This window comes from Stieleria bergensis, assembly GCA_007745635.1.
GTDB classification, from domain to species: domain Bacteria; phylum Planctomycetota; class Planctomycetia; order Pirellulales; family Pirellulaceae; genus Stieleria; species Stieleria bergensis.
In genome coordinates, this window is record CP036272.1 from 1,360,000 (window position 1) to 1,383,502 (window position 23,503).

Here is a 23,503-nt window from a genome sequence, read left to right on the forward strand (position 1 = left end):
TTCGCATCACCTGGCGTTTGCTTAAACGCCAGCCAAACGATCCACCAGGGAGGGATCGTCCACGGAGACTCGCATCGGGTCTGCACCCAACGTGCCGACCAGCGACTTCAAGTATTCGGGCGATTCTGCGATCGCCAGCTGGTCCTGTGCGTAGCGCAAACGCTGTTCCAGTTGGCCATCTTCGCCGGTCGAATCAGCTTGACGCTGCGTGATCGCCTCTTCGATGCGCTGCACAAACGCTTTCCAGTGCTGGATGTCACGATGTTGTTGCTCATCCAGGCGACGTTTGTACCAATCGGTTTGCAGCATGTTTTCTAGCGTGAAGAGTTCACGCACGGTTGGGTCGTCGATGGTTTTGCCTTCGTAGGTCCCGGTGGCCAGGATGCTGACAATGGCTTTCAGCGGAGGGCAGCACAGTTCATAGCCGCCGTCCTCAAGGTAACGCTGGGCAACACCCCGTTGTGCTTCGGCGATATGCAGAATGCCGTCGGCGTAGGATTCCATGTCTTGCGATTCAGGACGCAAAATTTCATCGCTAAATGCTTTGCTTGGCGTGTCGAAGACCCGCGCCATGTAAGTACGCACAAAGCGTTTCGTGATGCGATAACCTAAGCGGTTGGCTGGAATGATTTGGCCTTTGTATTCAAAGTCCTCAACCTTTTCCAGCATGCCGTTTTCAATCATGTGTTGCGGCGTGCGTTCTTCAGCAGTCAGACGGCACCAGATTTCTGGAACCAGCAAGGAGATGTCGTGACCGACCTCAAAGCGAGGTCCGATGTGTCCGGCCGCGGTGCTGAATCCACCCAGCCCGGTCAAGATCATCGACACGATCATGTTGTTCAGGTCAGTCGCTGGCATCAAGGCATTGAAGGGGCCCTTGGTCAATGCACCCTCGCTGCCGGCACCGGTTGTACTTGGGCTTTTCCCAGTCAACGAGCAGAGGTAGTCCATCACCAATTCAGGCAGTTCCTGATAATGGATCGGCGAATAGACAGCCAGTGAGCGAATGCCGGTTTCTTTGTCCGGTGGATTGTTTCGGCGTCCGCCAAGTACCGCACCAACGGGCATGTGAATGGGCTCATCACCTTTCAACCCGCGATAGAACTGCACGCCGCGTCGCGCTACATAGGTGTCGCGTGCAAAGACCATGTCGGGACGGTCTTGTAGGTAACGCGGGTTCTTGGTTTGCTTGCCATCGACAATTCGAGGATTCGACGTGCAGACAACGTAGCTATCGCCCGAGGCATAGCTCTTGCGCAGCAGTTCAGACATTGGACCGGTGAACTTGTCAAATTCAATCGCATCCTGAACGATCTCTTTGACGTCTTCTTTGTCCAAGGGTTGAAAGTTGCTAATGAAGTTAGCGGGACGAGACAGGTCCCATTCGGTTTGCTTGTCCAAGCCGCGATGGATCGCGTCATCGGGACGCTGGAACAATCGATACTCGCAGTTTTCAATGAACTTGAAGCTGGTCGGAGTACCGGGAACATCGCCCACGTTGCTGACTTGATCGGCTGGAACGACGGTGCTCACGCTGATGTCGTCTTCGCGCTGAACTTTGGCCGCTGCGATGAAGTCCTGACGTAGCTTAAAGGTTCGCCAGCGAGAATCATCCAGTCCGACTCGCAAGTAAGTCCCGACCAGTCGACGATCGCCGATCTTCAGTTCATGTCCCGGCGAGCCATTGACAATGTCCACGCCAAACCGCTTTCGCCAGTCGGTTTGCTGGTCATTGGAGGTGAATCGCTTGATGATCAGCACCATTGAATAAACGTTCTCGGGGATCTCTGCCAACCATTCGTTGTACTCGTTGTTGTACTCCGGCGATGGCGAGAGCAGTTTGATCACGCTCCCCAAACTGCGGCGTGGGTCCAGCACACTGCGGCTGACATAATCTGAATAGTCTGTGCGGCCTTGGTACTGTGCCGACCAGCGAGTGGAATAGTCTTTGCCAAAGATCTCGTCCAGCTTGCCAAAGTCCTGGTCTCGGTCGCCGATAAAGATCGGTCCATACAGCATGTAGTCGCGTAGGCTCTTGCTGATTTCGCTTTTTCCTCCACCGCTGACGGTGCAGGGTTTGTGGCAGAAAACGCCTTCTCCTACGGTGCCGACCAATCGCCATGAAGGTGCATTGGGGTGCTTGCGAAGCTGAATCTTGTAGCCGCTTGGGGCAATGTAGATCTGCTCAGGCGACAACGGAATTCGATGCTCGCCCTCCGCTGTTTCCCATTTGATGCAGCGTTCAGCGAGTGTTGCCTTGGCGTTTTCGGGAATGTAAATGATCGAGGGATCGTTCTTGTCGATGCCGTAGCCTTCGGGCTGTGGCTCAACAAATTCGCTGTAGTCTCGGGCGACATCTGCAAACGTACGACCGTTGTAGCGTCGGCTGTTGACTTGAAACTCTTCACCCAGTGAATAGGACGCAAACGCCAACGCGCCGCCGGCATGCTCCTCTTCTGTTTTGCCCATCATGTTACAGGCATAGCTGATCTGCGTTTTGACTTCTTTCTTGCAATAGCCGTAGTAGTTGTCGGCGATCAAAGTGACCACAACGCCATCGCGATTGCGACAAGTCAGTTTGAATGCACTGCCACTGTTGTACTTTTCAGATTCGTCGGTCCAGCTCATGTCATCGGCAATTTGACGCTCGGTCGCTTGATCGCGATGCGGAAGTCCAAGCTCTTTCTTGGTCAACTGCGTCAAATGTGGAGCCAAAATCACGCAACCGGTATGTCCCGTCCAAGAAACGGGGTCAATGCCCGCATCGTTCTGTGGGATCAGCGGATCGCCCGCGTTGCCAAAGATCGATTCCACAAAATCCAAGTTGCTGACCAAGCAGCCAGGAACAAAGAAGCGTGTTTCCATGGTTCTGGCTTCACAGACTCCGGGAACCGCAGGGCAAACCAAGGGGCGGAGCATCAATGAGACCCAAGTGTGGGCCGGACGCTCGAGATCGCTGGTGTATGGCAGAAGCGTCAACTCATCCGGTGGCGACATCGCGGCACGAAACATGTTGACGAACACGTTTCGCGGCACTGCACGTTTATCACCTGGAATGGGCAGGCCGTCTTGGACAACATGAAACGTGCCCGCCGTCGTGCGGCGGTCGGCACGAGGGTTGTTCAGGATGCCGTTGGTCGATCGATAGGAGTCCACCAATTCATTCTGGAAATGATCGCCGTTGGCAGGAACGCTTAGCTCGCGTGCCATCCCATGGCGATCCAATGTCAAACTATTGGACGGTAAACGCAGAGGCTCTTGGCCGTCTAGCAAGTCACCAAAGTAACGCTGCAAAAAGCCTTCGATGCGAGAATCAATCGGTGCACGGTAACTGGACAGCAGACGCGACTTCTCTTTGATACTGCCCAAAATCCCCATCGAGAATTCAGACATCGACGTGGCGATGCCGTCAGCCGAGTTGTCTTCCGGATTCAAAAGCCCCGCCGCGGCAAGCTGCAATGCTAAGTAACTTTTCAGGTTGTCTCGCTCCGCTTCGCTCGAAGACTTCGTTTTGTCCCATCCGACGGCACGTTGTAAATCGGCCGCAGAAGTCAGTAGCGAGAGGTTCTCGTTGAAAAGGGATTTTTCTTGACGCGAAGACATTGAAAAGGGCTCCTCGAGCTGTTGGCATTGCTTTAGTACAACGTTCGCTTGCGAACGGAATCACAAGAATAGCAGACGCCAGACCGATCGCAGAGTGTCGGAGCCTCGCCTGGTGGGTGTCTCGCTGGACTCGATAGCGGGGTGACTGCTTGCCGCGTCTCGTTAGCGTCGTATCAGCTCCCGTTGTTATCCATTGCCGGGAGATTCGCCGCCGTGTTTCTACCTTGTGCAGACGTGCAAGCGGTTTCACAAATTGATGCAAATTCTGTGAAGAACTGCGGTGTCGGGCCGCTGGATGATGCAAACCCGCACACCGATGTCCGTTACCGCACGCATCGCGGGGGGAGGAAGCTGGTCCACAGGAGGCGGCGTGCAGGCGGCCATGAAGAGCGAAAATGCGACCCGGTGCCGTGGCCAGACACCCCAGAACCGGTGCCGTGGCCAGACACCCCAGAACAGACACCCCAGAACACACCTGAGCGGCGGGTTAACCGAGCTCGTTTTGCAGCGATTGATAGGTCGGCCAGAATGCCTTGATCTCTTGAAGTGACTCGGTTTGGTAGCTGTCTTGAGACAAGTCAATCTCTTTTTTGGTGTGCTGAGAGATCGTCGCTTCGATCCCTTCTTGATTCATTTTTTCCGGTGGCAAGGAGACCTTGCGCAATTCTGTTTCGGCTGTTCCAGTCGCCGTGTGCGGGTAGCATGGCAAATAGATCGCACCGGTTGCAAAGTCGACCGCGAATGCAATCACACCGGGAACAAAGAACAGCAGCAAGCCAACGCCGTTCAATGCAACGACTCCCCAGTCAAGGCGGCCTTTCGGTTGGCCGCGGCGTTCGGGGTAAAGCACGGTTCCACAGCCAGCCAGCAGCGCGGGGGTAGCAGCCAACAAGAGGCGTCGAGAAAACTGTTGAGGCATTTTTATCATCGATCAGGCATCAGAGGAGTTCGAATCAAGCCCCAACGGCTTGTACGAAATCACTTCTTCGCCAATCAACGCCAGTCACTGACCAACCTGGCAGAACCCACAAATAAATCAACGGCCAATCGTCTTTGCTTGACGATTGGCCGTCGTTGATCGGCGCTCACGGATTTCCAATCGAATGGGGATCGCTTCTCGCATTGCCCGCAATTGGAGTGGGGTCAGATTAGTACCTGAAGATCATCTCCGTTTGCAGACGTCTCAGCAGGACGTCTTGGAAGTCCGTCAGTGGGATTTCGTAGTTGAGCCCCAGCTCGATGTGACCGTTTGGTTTGTACTTACCACCAATGCTTTGGTACACCAAGTCATTGTTGTCGACTCCGCTGAAGTTCAGGTTGAACAGGTCTTGTCCCGCCACTCCGGCCGCTGCAGCGGTGGCAGGTTCATCGGTCCAGTGCCACCACGTCAATTCGGTAACAACGTAACAGCAGTTGGTTAGACGAACGTCAAGGTGGTTCGACCAGTGCACGGATTCTGATTGCGCGAATCCATCAACAGGAACTCGCCAGCCAAACGCAGTCATGTAGTGCGCGTTTCCGTCCAGGAACCGCTGGCCAGCGGTGCCGAACAAGTGAAATTCACCATTGGCAACATCTTGCAAGGCTTTGTCAGATCCAGTGGTCATTTCATAGGTCAAGCCACCAGAGAGCAGTGTCCCGGTTTCTGTGTTGCGAATCAGGTTGTACTTCAGACCGCCGCTGATCGCTGCCCAGCCTTCGTCCAACAATGTATCCAGCGTGCCGTCGGTATTGTCCCAGATGTAACCATCTTTGACACCGATGATGCTCAGTCGTTCCGAGAGTGCGGCGCGGAACTGAACCGCCATCAGCTGGATCGTGCCTCCAGCAGAGACGCCGTTGCCAATCGTGCTGGGGACCCAGTGATTGACAAAAATGGGACGCAGTTCGGTCAGGGTGCGAGGGTCTTCGAAGAAGACGAAGTTTGACATCGGGCTGATGAAGTCATCGAAGCAGTGATCGCTCGGCTTGATCAAGCTCTTCATGCAGGACAACTTGTCTCCAGAGCAACCCCAGCCCGATAGCAGTGGGCATTTGCCTGAACCGCAGCCAAGCGAGTCGCAACCGGAGTCGCAGAGCGCGTCACAGGAGGTGTCGCAGCAACCTTCCGCTCCGCAGGTGACGTTGTCACAAAGACTGGAGTTGCAGCTGGCCAGCTGCAGGAATTCTTGGGCACGTGCGACGGGGGCTGTCAGGGAGCCCACTGCAAGCAGAATGAGAAGTGTTTTTAGGTGGTGGGTTAACATGCGTTGGCTCGTTGGAAGAATGTGCGATTTCCTTGCGACGTTCAATCGGCACAAAAATCCGTGCGTGATGAAAACTCCCAGCGCCGGCGTTAAAGTTCACCAGGGGCACGCGAATCATTGTCGGCTAGCCCTAAGATTGGGGTCAAAGACCCCGTTTCTGCTGCCAAAGAGAGCGGAAATGACACACTGTGCACACTGGCACGCCCCGTCTTTCCATGTAGGGTGCCGTGCTTGCACGCACTGCTTTGATGCTGTTCGAGTCCGTTGGTGCGGATGGGGAAAATCCACGTGATTGCGGCACCAACGGTGCGCTGCGATTTCATTGGTGCGTGCAAGTACGACACCCTAGTGCCCCCTGCCCCTGTTCGATGAAATGGCGATTGCCCAGTTCAAAGCATTGGTGCGTCGCGGTTTACTGCCCGATAGGATTTTCAAACACTTCTTCGCTAGCGCGAGTTCCCATGGCGCCCCAGATTCCGAACGGGCTGCGTTCGCCTTCGGGCAGGGTGCCGATGGGGAATAGTTGGTTTCCGGTATCGATTGAGTCAGTGATGAAACCGACCGCTCCATCGGCCATCAACACATGAGCGCCGCCGGAGTGGCGACTGCCAGTACTGATTGCACCCGAGCCAAGGAAGCTGCCGTCGATACACAGTTCCGAGTTAGGCGGTGTGATTGTGAAGAATCCGGTTGCCACAGGATAGGCGACCATCCACTGCATCCCGCGATTGTTGACGCTGTTGGCACCGAGCAATCCAGCGGGTGCTGGGCAGTTGGAACCGGTGCACCATTTGGATGGTCGCTCGGTATCGATCTGACCGAGGGTCTGGCAGATTCGTACGTTCGTTTCGACGTTGTTCTGAGTGGCATTGCCATGTGTCCGCACATCGTTGTCGCCGAGGTCTGTCAGGATCTCGCCCATCAAGATGGTGTTTGATTGGCCGTCCAGGAAGTGCTTGAATTTCATCACCGAGCGAAAGACGAACGCGCCGCGCGCGTAACGACGCTGTATGTTTCGTCCCGCACCTGTTGGCAAGAAAGGGTTTCCGTTGGCGCCGTTTTGTGGTGGTGGAAAGGCCAGCGGCATCATGACGGACTCGACCAGAAATGCATCGCCCAAGCAAGCGGCGTAATTGGTTCGGCCGCCTGCTGGTAGGCCTACACCTGGATCGCTCGGGCAGCGCAGGCCAGGAATTTGTGTGAACAGAGGTGTGTAGTTTTCACGCCCTGGGCCAATGGTCGGATGAGGGCCAAAGGCTGGGTAATCAATCACACCATCGGGCTGATAGTCCAGTGGATTCTTGATTTGTTCCCACAGCGGACCCTGTTCCATCTGTGGCAGGATCGGCACCAGCATCGATAGCACACCCGAGTTATGTGTGATCTGTGGTGTCACCGCATCGGGTGCGATGGGGCTGGTCGTTCCAGAGCCGTGTTTTGGCAACTGTTGATGCGATGTTTCGTAGTTGGTGATCGCGATTCCCAACTGGTTCATGTTGTTGCTGCACTGCATTCGCCGCGCCGCTTCGCGAGCCGCTTGTACCGCTGGAAGCAATAGTCCAACCAGGATGCCAATGATTGCAATCACGACCAGTAGTTCGACCAGGGTAAAACCAAGGCGGGATCGATGAGCCGTTGCGTGCATGGCTGGTGTCAAGTGATGAGTGTTGAGAACCGGATAAGAGAGCCCGCTCAAATCCATCGTATGGGAATCCCCCCCCTTTCCCACAGTTCAAGATTGGTTTCCAGTGATTTTGTGAAAGATGACTGCTTCGGGGCGGCCCTGTGGAGGGGGTGTTCCCGGTTGGGTTGCGTGAGCGCAAAAAAACACCCACCTCTGCGGTCTGCAGAGGTGGGTGTGCGAAGATCACGTTGGAGTTCGCCGCTGGAATGTCCGCGGCGCGACTCGTTTCGATGAACTAGTTGTTGCGAATGGCAGCCTGAGCAGCAGCGAGGCGGGCGATTGGCACGCGGAAGGGGCTGCAGCTGACGTAGTTCAGGCCGGCGCGGTGGCAGAAATCGATACTGCTTGGTTCGCCGCCGTGCTCGCCACAGATGCCGATCTTCAAGGCTGGCTTGGTTTTGCGGCCTTTGGCAACACCCATATCGACCAGTTGTCCAACACCGGTTTGGTCCAAGGCTTGGAAAGGATCGCTTTCCAAGATTTCGTGTTCCAAGTAGTCGGGGAGGAAGCCACCGATATCATCGCGGCTGTAACCGAAGGTCATTTGGGTCAAGTCATTGGTACCGAAGCTGAAGAAGTCAGCGTGTTCGGCAACTTGATCGGCCGTCAAGCAAGCGCGTGGAATCTCGATCATGGTACCGATCAGGATGTCCAGCTTGCCGGTGTACTTCTTGGCAGCCTTGGTCGCTTCGATGGTCTCTTCAACCTTGGCACGCAGGGTGGCCAATTCTTGGAAGGTACCCACCAATGGGATCATGATCTCGGGGTGTGCGTCGATCTTCTTCTTGGCACAAGAGATGGCTGCTTCAGTGATCGCCCGAACTTGCATCTCCAGAATTTCTGGGTAAGTGATGCTAAGTCGGCAACCACGGTGGCCAAGCATGGGGTTGGCTTCGTGAAGTGCAGCGCTACGTTCCTTGATTTCAGCAGGTTTCACGCCCAACTGTGCGGCAACTTCTTTTTGTGCCGCAGCATCGTGAGGCAAGAACTCGTGCAAGGGTGGATCAAGCAAACGAATGGTCACGTGCAGACCTTTCATTGCCTTGAAGATGCCTTCAAAGTCTTTCCGTTGGAAAGGCAGCAGTTTGGTCAACGCGGTACGGCGAGCGTCTTCATCCGATGCCAAGATCATGGCACGCATGTGCGTGATGCGATCGGCTTCGAAGAACATGTGCTCGGTACGGCAAAGTCCGATGCCTTCAGCGCCAAAGCCACGAGCTCGCTTGCTGTCAGCAGGCGAATCAGCGTTGGTGCGAACCATCAAGGTACGGTACTTGTCGGCCCACTTCATCAGTTTGGCGAAGTCGCCAGAGAGAGTTGGCTCTTGCGTTTCGACGGCACCCACCATGACTTCGCCGGTCGTTCCGTCCAGGCTGATCACGTCTTTGCTGGTCAAGGTCTTGCCATTGACGACAATCTTCTTGGCCTTTTCGTTGATTTGAACGTCGCTTGCACCAGCGACACAGCACTTGCCCCAGCCACGAGCAACAACAGCTGCGTGGCTTGTTGCACCACCGGTGCTGGTCAAGATACCCACGGCAGCGCTCATGCCATCGACGTCTTCGGGGCTGGTTTCGCGACGAACAAGAATCACGTTTTCGCCAGCGTCTTTACTCTCGCGAGCTTGCTCGGCGGTGAATGCCAGAGTACCGACGGCAGCACCTGGAGAGGCGTTGATCCCTTTGCAAAGCACCTCGGCAGCGTTGCGAGCGGTAGGCTTGAAGCTAGGCAGCAGCAACTGAGTCAGTGCTTCTGCAGGAACTCGCATGATGGCTTCTTTCTCGTCGATCAGGCCTTCTTTGACCAAGTCGCAAGCGATCTTAACGGCAGCCAGACCGGTTCGTTTTCCGGTACGCGTTTGCAGCATGAACAAGGTGCCACGCTCAATCGTGAACTCGATGTCCTGCATTTCGGTGTAGTGGGTTTCTAGAGTGTCTTTGATCTCTAGAAGTTGCTTGTGGATCGCACGGTTCCACTTTGGCATTTCTGCAACAGGTTGCGGTGTACGAATCCCAGCAACAACGTCTTCACCTTGAGCGTTGATCAGGAATTCACCGTAGAACTTGTTCTTGCCGGTGTTGGGGTCACGGGTGAAAGCAACACCTGTCCCTGAATCGTCACCCATGTTACCGTAAACCATCGACTGAACGTTGACAGCGGTGCCCAAAAGGTGACGAATGTTTTCGATCTCACGGTACTTGACCGCGCGGTCAGTGTTCCAAGAACCAAACACAGCCTTGATGGCCAGTTCCAGCTGAGCGAAAGGATCTTGGGGGAAGATTTCGCCGGTGTGCTTCTTGTAAACTTCTTTATAAGCGACGCACAGTTCTTTCAAGCCTTCGGCTGGAACTTCGGTGTCGTCGGTGACTTTGTATTTCTTTTTGACCTTGTCAAAAGCTTGCTCGAATTGGTGGTGGTCCATGCCCATCACCACGTCGCCAAACATGTTGATCAGACGACGATAGGCATCGTAGGCAAAGCGAGCGTTGTCCGTCGCCTGTGCCAAGCCTTCGGTTGATTCGTCATTCAGGCCCAGGTTCAAGATGGTGTTCATCATGCCGGGCATACTGACAGCAGCACCACTACGGACGCTGACAAGCAAGGGGTTCTTGTTGTCACCGAACTTCTTGCCAAGCTCTTTTTCAAGAGTCTTCACCGCTTTGCCAACATCAGCCATCAGGCCGCTGGGAAGTTGCTCGCCAGATTTGTAGTACTGGTCGCAGACATCGGTGGTGATTGTGAATCCGGGAGGGACCGGCAGTCCGATGGATGTCATTTCGGCCAGGTTGAGGCCTTTGCCGCCGAGTAGATTCTTCGCTTTTCCTTTGCCTTCGGTTTTTGTTTTACCGAAGTAATAGACCATCTTGTTCGCCATGGTTGTTCTCTATCGAAACCGTCTCATGAAGTGCGTGAGCTGGCGGAGGCGTCCACAAAAGTTCTGTTTGGCGGTTGCCAAAAAATGTGGAAAGCCGAATCGTTGTCCGCTGAAACTCGGGGAATTGTAAGGTTACTGTCGCATACGTCGCGTTCAGGTCGCCGCCGACATCCAAGAACGCCGACATCCTGCTGTCTGACTCATCCTCGGTCTTGGCGACAAAGCTGCCGAGGATGGCTGCGAGCGGCATGAAATCCGCTGCTCGAGCCAGGATTTTCAGGAACCAAGTCCTACTCAGTCGAGCCGGTTTTGCACACCCACTGCGGCCAAGCGCGCCTAAATCTATTTAGGAGAAGCGTTTTGGTCAATGAGAGGTGAACGTTTGTAGCGGATTTGGCGGCGTTCAAATCGCTCCACGTCCAAATCGCCTTCCTCAAGACCAAGCGACATGCCGCCAGCTCGTCCGCGGTTGCAACACAAACTGCTGGGACTCTCACACGTTTTTTTTCCGGATCGGTCTCGGCGTGGCCCTCGCTCAACTTTACAATCCCGTCCTCTGACCGTTCGCCAGCTGCCGCCGCCCACCGAGTTGCAGCAGCCGGCCAGCTTGCAGAAACCGGATTTCCTTGTCGATCGACTGCCCCTCCTACCGATTCTTGCCGTGACAAACGCTGCTAGCCAACTTCGCATTTACAACACGCTGACGAAAGAAAAGGAACCCTTCGAGCCGCTCCAGGCTCCTAAGGTTGGAATCTACCTCTGTGGGCCTACTGTCTATGCCGAGTCGCACATGGGGCATATGGTCGGACCGGTGATCTTTGACACCATCAAGCGCTATCTGCGGCACAGCGGTTATCAGCCGGTTTTGGTGGTCAATATCACCGATGTTGATGACAAACTGATCAATAAAAGCCACGAACGCGGCATTCCCGTTTCGCAAATCGCCACCGAAATGACCGCCGATTACCTGGCGAACTTGCGCGAATTGGGCGTCAATCAGATCGATTACATGCCTCGGGCAACCGATCACATGGATGACATCATCGATTTCATCCGCCAGTTGATCGAGAAAGGCTTTGCTTACGAAGCCGACGGCGATGTCTTTTTCGACGTCGTCAAAGATCCCAACTACGGACAACTTTCCAATCGCAACCTGGACGATCAGCTAGGGGAAGGTGGCGGAGCGGCCGCGAAAAAGCGATCCGCCGGCGATTTTGCCCTTTGGAAATCTGCCAAGCCAGGCGAGATCAGCTGGGAAAGTCCCTGGGGCCAAGGGCGTCCCGGTTGGCACATCGAATGCTCGGCCATGAGCCACAAAATCCTTGGAGATACCTTTGACATCCATGGTGGTGGCTTGGACTTGATGTTCCCCCACCACGAAAACGAACTGGCACAAAGCAGCTGCTGCCACAACCAGCCGATGGTCAAGTATTGGATGCACAATGGTTTGATGCGCGCCGGCCAAAAAGGCAAGCTTGGTGGCAAGAGTGATCGCGAACAAGCCGCTGCTGCGGAAGAATCGGTCGAAGAAGCCGCCTCGGCAAAAATCAGTCGCTCAAAAGGTGACGGAGGATTGAGCGGTCTGATTCAGCGTCACACCGGGACTCGCATTCGATTCTTTCTTTTGCGAACTCACTATCGTAGCACCATTCTGTTCAGCGAAGAAGGTTTGGAAGAAGCCGGCACCGCACTGGATGGTTTCTATCGTCTGTTTGATCGCTTCGCTGAGATCACGGGGTTGTCGTTTTACGATGGCAAAGACTTGACACCCGCCGTGACGCGTGAAGAAGGTGAATTCGACGCCGGCGACAATGAAATGTTGCAGCAAGCAGCTCAGCTGCGCGCCAGTTACCTGCAAGCGATGGATGATGATTTCAACACCGGGTTGGCCGTCAGTTCGCTCTTTGATTGGCTGCGGATGACCAATCGTTATCTGGATCAGCATCAGTTAGCCGCCGGGGCCGAGACGCAATCGGCTGAAGTCCAAGCCTTGATCACTTCCCTGAAGGCGATGAAGGAATTGACCACCATCCTGGGCTTGTTTGAAAAGCCACCTGCACAGGCTGGCGGTGATGATGATTCGCAAGAGTTGCTCGACAAGACGGTGCGGCTCTTGATTGATTTACGCAAAAGCGCGCGAGAGAACAAAGACTATGCAACCGGCGATGCGATCCGCGACCGCCTGGGCGAGATTGGGATCGCGTTGCTAGACAAGAAAGAAGGCACCAGTTGGGAACGCCAGTGAGTGTCGCTGAGCGATTCATGACCGATCGCCCGTGTCGTCCTCTGGTGCAAAGTTGTCACGCAGTCCGTCGGGGGCTCAATTGAAGACGACCGCTTCATCGCAATCCGTTACCGTGGTGGGCATTGATCCCGGGCTGCGGATCACTGGTTATGGAGTGATTCGCGCTTGTGAGGGCAAAATTCAGTTGCTCGAAGCCGGGATTGTCCGGGCCGTCGCCAGTCGGCCTTTGGAACAACGCATCCAAGAAATTTACGACGGCGTGGCAGAGGTCGTGCGGGACCATCAGCCTGATTTTGTTGCCCTTGAACAGTTGTTTTCACATTACGAACGGCCCAAGACGGCGATTTTAATGGGCCATGCCCGCGGTGCAATCTGTTTGGCTGCCGCGCAGGTCAATGCGCCGGTTCATGCGATTGAACCGACGCGAGTCAAGAAAATCATGACTGGCAATGGTCATGCACCAAAACATCAAATGCAGCAAGCGGTCAGATTGCAACTTGGGTTGAAGGAAGCACCGGAGCCGGCGGACGTTGCCGATGCGTTGGCGATCGCAATCTGTGTGTATCATCAACGGTGTAATCCGCTAGCCAGCAGTTAAATAGAAACGGAGATCAGATCAATTGATTATCAGCATCAGTGGCAAGCTCGTTCATGTTAGCGACACGGCGATTGCGATTCAGGATTCGCCTTTTGAATACGAAGTCTTGGTCGGTGATTACACACGCCGGCAACTGCAAGCCAAAGTCGGTCAAGACATTCGCTTGCATACGTTGAATTACATTGATGGGAACACGCAAGGCGGCGGGCGTTTGACGCCGCGTCTGGTCGGGTTCTCCACCGAGCCAGAGCGACAGTTTTTCGATTTGTTTTGCAGTGTGGATGGCGTCGGAGTGAAGAAAGCGCTGCGTGCAATGGTTCGCCCCGTCAAGGAGTTGGCGGTGATGATTGAACAGCAAGACGCCAAAGGGCTCTCTGCATTGCCAGGTGTCGGCCCGGCGACCAGCGAGCGCATCATTGCCAAGCTGCGCCGCAAGATGCCTCGATTTGCGTTGATGGTCGATCGCGGTGGCGTCGAAGGCGAGGTTCAGCAGGAATCCAACCCTGTGATCACCGAAACGTTTGATGCGTTGATGGCCCTCGGCCACAGCGAAGCCGATGCGCGTCAGTTGATCGACACCGCGATGGAATCCGGCAAGAAATTCAAGGACACCGAATCGCTGTTGACCGCCATTTATCAGCGTCAGTAGAGGCGGCATCCGCCGGGTGAACTTGAATCACTTGGCGGTTTCGGTAAACACGGTTTCACGCAAGACGATGACTTTGATTTCGCCAGGGTACAGCAGTTCGGCTTCGAAGGTTTTGGCGATGTCTTGGCAGATGATGGCAGCTTGTTCATCACTGGTATGGTTGCTGTCTACGATGACTCGCATTTCCCGTCCAGCGCTGATCGCGTAGGCTTCGCGTACCCCTTGGAAACGCTTGGCAATGGTCTCCAATTCTTCCATGCGTTTGATGTATCGTTCTAGCGATTCACGTCTCGCGCCGGGGCGACCGGCACTGCACGCATCAGCGGTGGCGACAATCATGGTGTAAGGGTGCTCGGTCACGACTTCGTCGTGATGTCCAAACGCGGCATGGACAACCTCCGGTGACTCGCTGTGTCGTTGCAGCAGGTCGGCGCCGATCTTGGGGTGGCCGCCTTCGAGTTCGTGGTCGGCTGCTTTGCCGATGTCGTGCAGCAGTCCACAGCGCCGCGCCAGGTCGCCATTTAGCCCTAGCATTTCAGCGATCATGCCTGACAAAAAGGCGACTTCGATACTGTGCCGGAGCACATTCTGGCTGTAGGAGGTTCTGAAGTGCAGTCGGCCAAGCATCTCGATCACGCGATCATGCAAGCCACTGATGTTGACTTCGTTGGCCGCTTCCCTGCCCTTTTGCAGAATCAATTCGGAGATTTCTACTTGCGACTCGGTAACGACCTCTTCGATCTTCGAAGGGTGAATGCGTCCATCGGCAATCAACGCGATCATGGATCGCCGGGCAATTTCGCGGCGGACGGGATCAAAGCCACTGACAATCACGACTCCCGGCGTATCATCAATGATCAAATCGATCCCGGTGGCCTTTTCAAAGGCCCGAATGTTACGGCCTTCGCGACCAATGATTCGGCCTTTCATTTCATCGTTGGGAACATCGATCGTGCTGGTCGTTGATTCGGCGGTAAACGCAGACGCGTAGCGATGCAGCGCGGTCAGGATGATCTCGCGGCTTTGTTCCTTGGCAGCCTCGGTGGTCTGCTTCTTGGTTCGTAGGATCAGTTTGCCGCGTTCGTGTTTCAGTTCCTCTTCGAGCGACTGCATGAGTTGCTGGGAGGCTTCTTCGCGACTGAGGCCGGCAATGCTTTCCAACAGCTTCTGCTGCTGCGATTTCATCTCGGCCAGTTGCTCGTGTTCCTGGTTGAGTTCGCTTTGACGATCATCAAGGCGTTGCTGGACCGTTTCGGTGCCGCGTTGCTGTTTCCGCAGGTCGGACTCTTGCAGGTCCAGTTGTTCACTGCGGCGATCGAGATTCTTTTCCCGGTTCGCTTGCACTCGGCGAAGTTCGGCGATTTCAGATTCGCCCTTGGTTTTGATTTCCAAGGCCTGTTCTTTAGCGTCCAGCAGAAGTTGCGTCTTCAGGGCTTCCGCTTCACGGTCGGCCTGACGCATCAGTTCTTCAGCTTGTTCTGCCAGTCGGATTTTGTACACCGACAGCTTCCAACGCTGGTATCCCATCATCAGGACAGCGCCAGCTAAGACACTGCAGATAAAGAACAGGAATAAGTTTCCAACGATGGCGTTGTAGATTGCCTGACGCTGAGCAAAAATGGTTGCCGAACAATAGAGCCAGGAAAGGGATTGGATGACAATAGGCGTTACAGACAAGGTGGCGTGATCGGATTGGTCTATTTAAAAGATCTTCTGAACACAGATTCGTCCAGACATCTAAATTGGTAATGGGATGCGTCAAGATTGTCGACGCTCAACAGGGGGTCAATCTTAACAGATTCAAACACCGCTTGGGCAGTGGCAATTTGGCCAACTGCCAACCACCTAGAGACGTTTGGGTCGTCTCAGCACTCCGAAAGAAGGAAACGGCATGGCATCAGAGTCAGAAGCGGAATCGCTTGATGCTTTCGATGCGCCAACCGAATCATCCGATCCGCGGCTATCAGCGTTTGCCGAGCCCTCTTTGGCGGCCGCCCTGGTTCACGCGACCGCTCAGCAGTCCGGTGACTCCCAGCCTTGGAGCAGCCTGTTGCAGGCGATCCAGGGCTGTCTGCCAGCGAGTGAGTTCGCAGGGCTGGGGGTTTTGGTAGGCTGCAGTGGTGGCGCAGACAGCGTAGCCTTGCTGGTGGCGGTGCAGGCGCTTGTGCTTCAGCACCGCCAGCAGAACCCCGCTGCGCGTGGATTTGTAATCGCCGCTCATTTCGATCATGGATTGCGCGGCGCAGAATCGGCCGCTGATCAAGCGTTTGTGCGTCAGTTGGCGTCTGAATTAGGGATCCGATTCGTTGCCGGAAAGGGGCCTGGCACCGATCGGGATGAAGCGTCTTTGCGGCAACAGCGTCGCGAGTTTTTCTTGCAGCAACTGCAGCGTGCTGGCGCTCGCTATTTGTTTCTTGCACATTCGATGGATGACAATGTCGAGACGGTGCTGGACCGTTTGATGCGCGGCACGGGGCCGACCGGCATGCAAGGTATCGCCGCGTTTCGGCCTTTTCAGGATCAATCCGGTGGCAGTGACTTTGTCGTGGCGCGGCCGATGTTACAGGTTCAGCGTCATACGATTCGTGATGCGTTGACCGAGCTGCAGATTCCCTGGCGCGAGGATCCATCCAACGCCAGCACCGAGTATCGACGCAATTGGATTCGGCATCAATTATTGCCATTGCTGGCAACGCAGAATCCGCAGGTCGTCTCTGCGGTTGCCCGTCTGATTGAGTCGCAAAACCATTGGGGAAACGTGATTGCTGATTTGGCGGATGCTTGGTTGAGTCAGCATGTTCTCAAGACGGAGCCATTGGTCCTGCGATCCGTTGAGGTTCCGTTGCCAGGCGATCCCTCGAACGCAAGTTTGCAGCGCACACTCAGTGCTCAGCCAGTTGTTGTGGAAGCCTTACGCCGGTTATGGCACCAGAAGCGTTTTCCTTTGCAAGCGATGGACCAAAGTCATTGGCATCATCTCTATGCCTTGATGGTTGGGCAGGGACCAAGAACGCTGACATTGCCAGGTGCGGTTCAGGTCACTCGCGAGACCAACGAGATCACAATTGTTCGCCGTTGAATGAAATTCAGCCTCGTGGCGGCAACATGCGGAACTTAATGTTGTTAAAGTAAGCCGCAATCAAATTGACTGTCCCACTATTCTTGCTTCACTTGCAAGCATTCGGCTGCCGGTAAAATTGAGAGTCTCCGCAAGGGCGTTCCTGGGCGCGATTCGTTGGCATGTCTGTTTTAAAAGATGATTGCGGGGTTTTCTGTGCTGCCAATGGTTCGCGCGGCCTGTGGATTTCCGAAAGCTTCGTGCGCAGGCCCATTGAAGTGCTGAAGTCAGCAACCTTGGACATGACAATGATCCTCATGGATCGTTGTTACATCAGGAGAACTCTCAATGAAACAGTTAATCAAAGCGATCTCGCAGGGGAGTTGCCTTCTAAATCTAGATGCAACATCGATGGATCAAGTGGTCGAGTCCTCGATCGATATCTTGATTCAAAGCGGACGTCTGCCCGAGTATCAACGTGAGTTGGTGATCGAAGGGGTGCATCAGCGTGAACAAATGGTTCCGACCGCAATTGGCTCGGCATCGGCGGTTCCTCACTTTTACGATGATCGGATCGAAAAGCCGTTGATGGTGTTTGTGCGGCTGAAGCGCGGCGTGAACTTTGGCGCACCCGATGGCATTCCCACTCGTTATGTTTTTCTGTTAATCGGGCCGACGGATCAGGCCGCCAGCCACCTGGATTCATTGGCTTCGATCGCGCGGATGATGAGCGACAATGTTTGCCAGTTCGAATTAACGTATGCCGAATCCGTCGAAGATGTCTTGGGGGTGATTGAGCGGCATCTGTCGCGCAACGCTTTGGCTCAGCCTCCCAAGCCGCGTGAAGTCGTCCAGGGACTGAAGACGTCCAGGCAACCCTTTGCTGGAATTAGCCAAGACTTTGCCCGCCGCTGGAAGTGTTACCGAGCGGACTTTGTCGATGGACTGCGGTCCAAGAGTATCGCCTCGATCGTATTCATGTTCTTTGCCTGTATCGCTCCAGCGGTCACGTTTGGCGGGTTGATGGGACGCGAGACTGAAGGCGCGATTGGGCCAGCACAAATGTTGACGGCGACCGCTGTTTGTGGATTCCTGTACGCGCTCTTTGCAGGAAGCCCCTTGGTGATTCTTGGTGGGATCGGTCCACTGCTGATCTTTACAATCATTCTTTATCAGTTGTGCGCAGACATGGGACTGGGCGATCAGTTCCTAGGTGTCTATGGCTGGGTGGGATTATGGACCGGGCTGCTGGTGGTGCTGATGGCGGTCACCAACGCCAGCAACTTAATGCGGTATTTCACTCGGTTCACGGATGAGATCTTTTCCGCGTTGATGTCGTTAATCTTCATCTACAAAGCGGTCGAGGCGCTTGTCGCTGGCTTCACCGGCGCTCAGGCGGCGGGGGAAAGTTACGAAAAAGCATTGTTGGCGCTGGTGCTTGCGGTGGGGACGTTCTATGTCGCGATGTCGTTAGCCAGCTTTCGGCGGAGCCGCTATTTGCTGCCGTGGATTCGAGAATTCCTGGCTGACTTTGGACCGTCGATCGCACTGGTCTGTATGGTCATGTTGGCCTGGACACTTGGCAGTGCAGCGACGTTGGATACCTTGCAGGTTTCCGATAGCGGCAGCGGTCAGCGAACGGGGCTATGGGTCGACTTGTGGTCTGTTCCGCACTGGGCCAAGTTGGCCGCCGTGGGGCCTGCTTTCTTAGCGGCCGTGTTGATCTATCTGTCGCAGAACATCACGTCTCGGTTGGTCAATAGTCCTCAAAATAAACTTGAAAAGGGCGAAGCCTATCACTGGGATTTACTGATCATCGGTTTGTTGGTCGGCCTGTGTTCGCTGTTGGGCTGGCCGTGGATGGTGGCCGCAACGGTGCGTTCGCTGGCCCATCTTCGGGCATTGTCTGATACCGAAGAAGTGATTCAGCCCGGTGGTCAGACCAGTGAACGTGTGTTGCATGTTCACGAGAACCGAGTCACCGGCGTCGCGATCCACTTGCTGATCGGTGGGGCAATGTTTGCCTTGTCCTACTTGCAGTACATTCCGCTGGCCGCTCTGTATGGAATCTTTTTGTACATGGGCTTTGTTTCCCTGCGCGGTGTGCAGTTCATCGAGCGTTTAAGTTTTTTGGTGATGGATTCCGCCCTCTACCCCGTCAATCACTACACACGCCGAGTCCCGGTCAAGACCATTCACTTGTTCACCTTGATTCAGTTCGTTTGCTTGGTGGTGCTGTGCGTGATCAATGTCTTTCCGAATCAGGTGGTGCGCATCCTGTTCCCGATTTTCATTGCCTTGTTGGTGCCCGTGCGGTTTTTGCTCAATCGATTCTTCGATCATGATCAGATCGAATTTTTGGATGCTGACGAAGAGCCCGATGAAGAAGAGTTTCATTGGGTCTAGTCGTGCGTCTGCATTCGCTCGGCCAATGCATTGACACCGTTTTGATGACAAGACGATCCAGCAGGCCAGTTGGTCTATTGGGCCAGTTGGTCTATTGGGCCAGTAGCATGCTGAGATAGCTCGGTCGCACCGATTCGGTCAGTCCCAGCAGCGTCGCAAGTTGTTCGATTCGCTGGCCTGCGATGTCAGCTGCTGCCGAGGATTCATCATCCAGCACGCATTCAATTTCGGCAAAGTCACCCAGTTCTTGAACTTGATCCACCACGACGCACATCGCGGGGAAATCCGCGTGATCGCTGGCAAACTGAAAAGGCAGCCGAGTCTTGCAAACTGTGGCGACGGCGCTAAAGCCCAGTTCCTGTAACAGATCCGTCATCAGTTCACCCTGCTGATCGTTTGGTCCGAGAGGCCATTCGAGTTCCTTGCGGGCTTTCAAGGCGGCATTGGCAAGTTTTAGCTTGGGGCCTTTGTACGTCACATGCGCTTGGCCGTTGATTCGGCGAACTCGCAAGGCTTCATTGGTGGCGACAAAGTCCCGGCAAGGGTGGCGGAAGTAAGTGTCCGCGTGTTGTTCTGCCTGCGCTTCATCGGCACCGAGTCGCGGGAGTTGGTCGATGACCGAGGCAGCATCGCTGAGACGATACTTGACTTCAACTTCTAACATGAATCACTGCTGTGGCAGATGAGAACGAAGGCGATCAGCAACCAACGCGTCGGATTCGACAGCCAACTGTTGCTGCATGGCCGTTAAGACGGCTGGTTCGTCGATGTGATGGCGACCCAGCGTGTTCGCGGCGTACATGCGAACCAGTCGGCTAGGGCTGCGCAGTTGTTCAATCCATGCCGCAGTCGTCTGGGGTGGATTTTGTTTCAGGTCAATGATGTCGGACGCACTGACGGTGGGGGCGTGGATCGTTTGCTGCTGGAGCGTCGTCGGGTTGTTGGCGGTCGTGGCGGTGGTGACTTGGCCAAGCACACCCGCTTGATCACCGGCAGGAATCGATTGCAACACGCCACGATCGATCAGTTTTGGCGGCGGCCAGTCGGTCCAGTTCGCACCGGCCCCAGCAAGGTTGTCAATCGGCAAGGGGGTCGTGGGCTGGATTCGCTGAGGCACGCTTTCGGTGGTGACACTGGCTGCGGGACGATTCTCGTTTAGCAACTGCGAAAGATGCTGCAGCACTTGCTGGCATTGCTGTTGTTGAGCGTCGGATTGGCAGCGTTTGCGGAACTCGATGGCTTGGACCGTCAACGTGTGAGCAAGTGATTTGGAACGATCGATTCCCAGCGAGTGACTGCATTCGTTCAGTGAATCTTCGATCGAGCATTCGCTGTGCTGCGATTCGGCACTTGCCTGATCAAGGCCTTGGGCGACTGCCAGTGCGTTGGCCAATTGTTTTTCAATCGGCAGGCTGTTCCAGGTTGCTGCTTCAGAACGAATCAGCTTGGTCGCATGTTCGGCGACAGTGGCGTCCTGGTCCAAAACCGATGTGGCGATGCCTTGCAGGCCAAGCGTGCCAGCTTGACGCAGATGATCAAGCTGTTGAATCTTCTTGCTGGGTGGTTGCTGGGAAAACGAAGCCAAGATGCTGTTTAGCTTCGCGTTCTGCCGCAGCTTTTCCGTTCCCGTCACGACAACTAGCAGGGTCGCGGCCAGTGTGAACCCAATGGCCGCTGACATCAGGTTGCGGCGCCGCGCACTGCGTTTCTCAGTGAACACGGAAAAGGGGTTTGAGGTTTGTTCGAATTTTTGATCATCCATGACCGATCACGTTGTCTTAGTCGTGGCCTATCGCCGAGGTGGTTTACCGATGCTGCCAAAAAGCAAGTTTGGGAAACCAGGGGTACCGTCATGAGAGACGCTTAAGAACGTCGGATCATCCAATAACAGGCCCACTGGACGCAAGATCAGCTGGTGGTGAATTTGTGGCGGTGAAACAGACGATCGTGGCGTTGCTCTTGGAAACAGGCCACTGCGGCACCTAGTCGCTTGGAATCTGAGCGTCCACGCGTTGTTACGGCTCTCTGCCAAACGCTTGCAATCAGAAAACTGCACCTCCGCGGGGTGAGACAGCCGTCGGTGCTTGATCGCCCGTCTCCACCGAGTCAGCACCTGTACAGAGTGAACACCGGTTGTGGGAAAGTTGTCGCTGCCCGTCGAATTCGGTTCAGCTCGACTGTTGAAGGCTCCGTTTTCATGTTCCAATACTGTCTCCGCGAAGGCGGCATTTGATCCGCCTGCCGTCTTGATCCGATCAAACGTTTACCGTTAGGAGCATCATGTCAGCACGTCCCCCTGCCGAATCGTCGTCCTCAGCCTCTGCAGTACGGGTCTCGTCGGAATGTTTTGATCCCACCGATGCCAGGCACTTCAATGCACCTGTCGCGCGCGATGCAAACGAGCCCAGTCTTCAGGAACGAGTGATTCAAGCACTGCGTCAACCCGAGGATTTTCCAGGAATCGACCAGGCGGTGATTGAAGGGGATCAGGTGGCAATCGCGTTGGACCCCAATGTGCCCCAAGTGGATCAAGTCTTGGCGGCAACCTTACAAGTTCTGAAAGAAACCTCGGCAGCAGAGATCGAAGTCCTGGTCTGGGATGAAGCCACTCCAGAGATCATGGAGCGGTTGCGCGAGGTGGCTGGCGAAACTCCGCTGACACAGCATCTTTGCGATCACCGTGAAACGTTGTCGTACTTGGCGGCAGATGTCGACGCGATGCCGATCTACCTGAGTCGCGTGCTGGTCGACGCTGATTTTGTCTTGCCTCTTGTCGCGCTGCGAACAGGTGTCGCCGAGGACCGTGGGGATGTCAGCGGCATCTTTCCTGCGATGGCCGATTCCGCAACCAAGCAGCGGTTTGCACTGGCGCAGCGATCCGGAGCCTCGTTTGCGACGGATCCGAAATCCGGTCAGACCATTGCCGAGGAAGTGCCTTGGCAATTAGGAGTGCAGCTGATTCTGGCCATCGAATCGGGCGGAGATGGCTTGGCTGCCGCAGCGCATGCCGGAACGGCGCTGCAAGCCAAACAGTGGATTTCCGAAAAGGGGACGGAGCTTGATGCGGCGCCCCTGGTGGTGGCCATCCTCGCTGGAGAACAGCACCAGCAAACGTGGGAGAATGTTTTGCGAGCCATCGAGGTGGCAGCCGAGGCGGGGCAACCGGAGGCAACGATTGTGGTCTGGTCGAATTTAATTCAACCGCCCCAAAGTGAGCTCGCGATCCTGGACGACCTGCCGTTTGATTTTCTGCAGGCGAACAGCGAGCAACAGGAATTGGTCAATGGCATGCCGCGTTGGCAGCGGTTTCAGGCACTTGCCGCAGCGCTGCAACCCTTGTTGCGGCAACATCGCGTCCTGCTGCACAGTGGGCTGGATCGTGATGTCGTTGAGTCCATCGGCATGGGGGTGATCGAATCCGAAGAGGAGCTCGCCAACCTGTGTCGCAATTTTTCCAGTTGCAACGTGCTGCACGCAGCCAGTTCGTTTGCTAGTTCCTGAGGTTGGTCGGTGCTTTCACTGCTGATTCGAATCACTTAAACTATTCTAGCGGTGTTTGCGAGTCACGTTTGCTTGTTTCGCTCCTTGTTACCGGGCCTGTTATGACGAAACCGATTTCTCCGATTCCGATCTCGCAGGCTTACCGGTTCTGTCCGCAATGCGGTGCCGAGTCTCAGCCGATCTCGGGGGGACCGTTTCGATGTCCGCAGTGCAGCTTCACTCAATTCTTTGGTCCCGTGGCTGCTGTTGGAGCGTTGGTGGTCGATGATCAGAATCGATTATTGCTGCTCCGCCGAGCACGTGATCCTGGCCAAGGCATGCTTGGCTTGCCCGGTGGCTTTGTCGATCCCGGGGAAACCATCGAAGAAGCGTTGCGTCGCGAGTGCACCGAGGAAACCAATTTGCAGATTCAGCAAGCAGACTTGTTGGTCTCGTTTCCCAATCGATATGAGTACCACGGCTTGGTCTCTCCGGTGATCGATCTGTTCTATGTTTGTACCGTTCAAGACGTCACCGCGATCGAATTGCAAGTGGCGGAAGTCGATCAGTATCACTGGGTGCTGCCTGGTGAGGAACCACTTGATCAAATGGCATTTGAGTCCAACCGCCGTGCCATTGAGTTGTTTCGTGCGGGCTGA

At 55.1% G+C, this 23,503-nt stretch carries 16 protein-coding genes; 7 read left to right on the plus strand and 9 right to left on the minus strand.

Annotation, left to right across the window (positions count from 1 at the left end; all coding sequences use genetic code 11):
* Positions 1–21: 21 nt before the first annotated feature.
* The 6 genes from SV7mr_RS04490 to SV7mr_RS25065 all read right to left on the minus strand — a co-directional run bounded on the left by SV7mr_RS04490 (position 22) and on the right by SV7mr_RS25065 (position 10,658).
* Complete coding sequence (locus SV7mr_RS04490) at positions 22–3,603, minus strand: PPi-type phosphoenolpyruvate carboxykinase family protein (protein ID WP_145269608.1); 3,582 nt, start codon at positions 3,601–3,603, stop codon at positions 22–24.
* 487 nt (positions 3,604–4,090) lie between these two features.
* A complete protein-coding gene (locus SV7mr_RS04495; protein WP_419188086.1) occupies positions 4,091–4,531 on the minus strand; it encodes a hypothetical protein in 441 nt (146 codons plus the stop codon).
* A 220-nt stretch (positions 4,532–4,751) separates the two neighbouring features.
* A complete protein-coding gene (locus SV7mr_RS04500) occupies positions 4,752–5,588 on the minus strand; it encodes a hypothetical protein (protein WP_419188087.1) in 837 nt (278 codons plus the stop codon).
* A 673-nt stretch (positions 5,589–6,261) separates the two neighbouring features.
* Entirely contained in the window at positions 6,262–7,494 is a 1,233-nt protein-coding gene (locus SV7mr_RS04505; protein ID WP_145278033.1) for a DUF1559 family PulG-like putative transporter, read from the minus strand.
* Between the two features lie 274 nt (positions 7,495–7,768).
* Entirely contained in the window at positions 7,769–10,408 is a 2,640-nt protein-coding gene (gene ppdK / locus SV7mr_RS04510; RefSeq protein WP_145269612.1) for a pyruvate, phosphate dikinase, read from the minus strand.
* On the minus strand, positions 10,377–10,658 hold the full coding sequence (locus SV7mr_RS25065; RefSeq protein WP_419188088.1) for a hypothetical protein: 282 nt from the start codon (positions 10,656–10,658) through the stop codon (positions 10,377–10,379). Before SV7mr_RS25065 ends, ppdK begins: the two co-directional genes overlap by 32 nt.
* Positions 10,659–11,069: 411 nt before the next feature.
* Between SV7mr_RS25065 and cysS the strand changes: the two genes are divergently transcribed.
* Genes cysS through ruvA form a run of 3 tightly spaced genes read left to right on the plus strand, consistent with a single transcriptional unit; the run spans position 11,070 to position 13,900 of the window.
* A complete protein-coding gene (gene cysS / locus SV7mr_RS04515) occupies positions 11,070–12,653 on the plus strand; it encodes a cysteine--tRNA ligase (protein ID WP_419188089.1) in 1,584 nt (527 codons plus the stop codon).
* A gap of 31 nt (positions 12,654–12,684) precedes the next feature.
* The gene (ruvC, locus tag SV7mr_RS04520; RefSeq protein WP_473163672.1) at positions 12,685–13,251 is read left to right on the plus strand and encodes a crossover junction endodeoxyribonuclease RuvC; all 567 of its coding nucleotides are present in this window, start codon (positions 12,685–12,687) and stop codon (positions 13,249–13,251) included.
* A gap of 22 nt (positions 13,252–13,273) precedes the next feature.
* Positions 13,274–13,900, plus strand: coding sequence for a Holliday junction branch migration protein RuvA (gene ruvA, locus SV7mr_RS04525; RefSeq protein ID WP_145269616.1), 627 nt, complete (start codon positions 13,274–13,276; stop codon positions 13,898–13,900).
* 27 nt (positions 13,901–13,927) lie between these two features.
* On the opposite strand, the gene rny is transcribed toward ruvA, so the two are convergent.
* Complete coding sequence (rny, locus tag SV7mr_RS04530; protein ID WP_419188445.1) at positions 13,928–15,499, minus strand: ribonuclease Y; 1,572 nt, start codon at positions 15,497–15,499, stop codon at positions 13,928–13,930.
* 292 nt (positions 15,500–15,791) lie between these two features.
* On the opposite strand from rny, the gene tilS reads away from it, so the two are divergent.
* The gene (tilS, locus tag SV7mr_RS04535) at positions 15,792–16,979 is read left to right on the plus strand and encodes a tRNA lysidine(34) synthetase TilS (RefSeq protein WP_145269618.1); all 1,188 of its coding nucleotides are present in this window, start codon (positions 15,792–15,794) and stop codon (positions 16,977–16,979) included.
* A gap of 327 nt (positions 16,980–17,306) precedes the next feature.
* Positions 17,307–19,364 (plus strand): PTS sugar transporter subunit IIA, encoded by a 2,058-nt coding sequence (locus SV7mr_RS04540; protein ID WP_145269620.1) that lies wholly within the window; start codon positions 17,307–17,309, stop codon positions 19,362–19,364.
* Between the two features lie 91 nt (positions 19,365–19,455).
* On the opposite strand, the gene cyaB is transcribed toward SV7mr_RS04540, so the two are convergent.
* Positions 19,456–20,028, minus strand: coding sequence for a class IV adenylate cyclase (gene cyaB / locus SV7mr_RS04545; RefSeq protein ID WP_145269622.1), 573 nt, complete (start codon positions 20,026–20,028; stop codon positions 19,456–19,458).
* 3 nt (positions 20,029–20,031) lie between these two features.
* Positions 20,032–21,126 carry a hypothetical protein gene (locus SV7mr_RS04550; protein ID WP_145269624.1) on the minus strand — a complete coding sequence of 365 codons (1,095 nt, stop codon included), beginning with the start codon at positions 21,124–21,126 and terminating at the stop codon, positions 20,032–20,034.
* Positions 21,127–21,644: 518 nt separating this feature from the next.
* On the opposite strand from SV7mr_RS04550, the gene SV7mr_RS04555 reads away from it, so the two are divergent.
* Positions 21,645–22,865 (plus strand): hypothetical protein, encoded by a 1,221-nt coding sequence (locus SV7mr_RS04555; protein WP_145269626.1) that lies wholly within the window; start codon positions 21,645–21,647, stop codon positions 22,863–22,865.
* A 101-nt stretch (positions 22,866–22,966) separates the two neighbouring features.
* Positions 22,967–23,503 (plus strand): NUDIX domain-containing protein, encoded by a 537-nt coding sequence (locus SV7mr_RS04560; RefSeq protein WP_145269628.1) that lies wholly within the window; start codon positions 22,967–22,969, stop codon positions 23,501–23,503.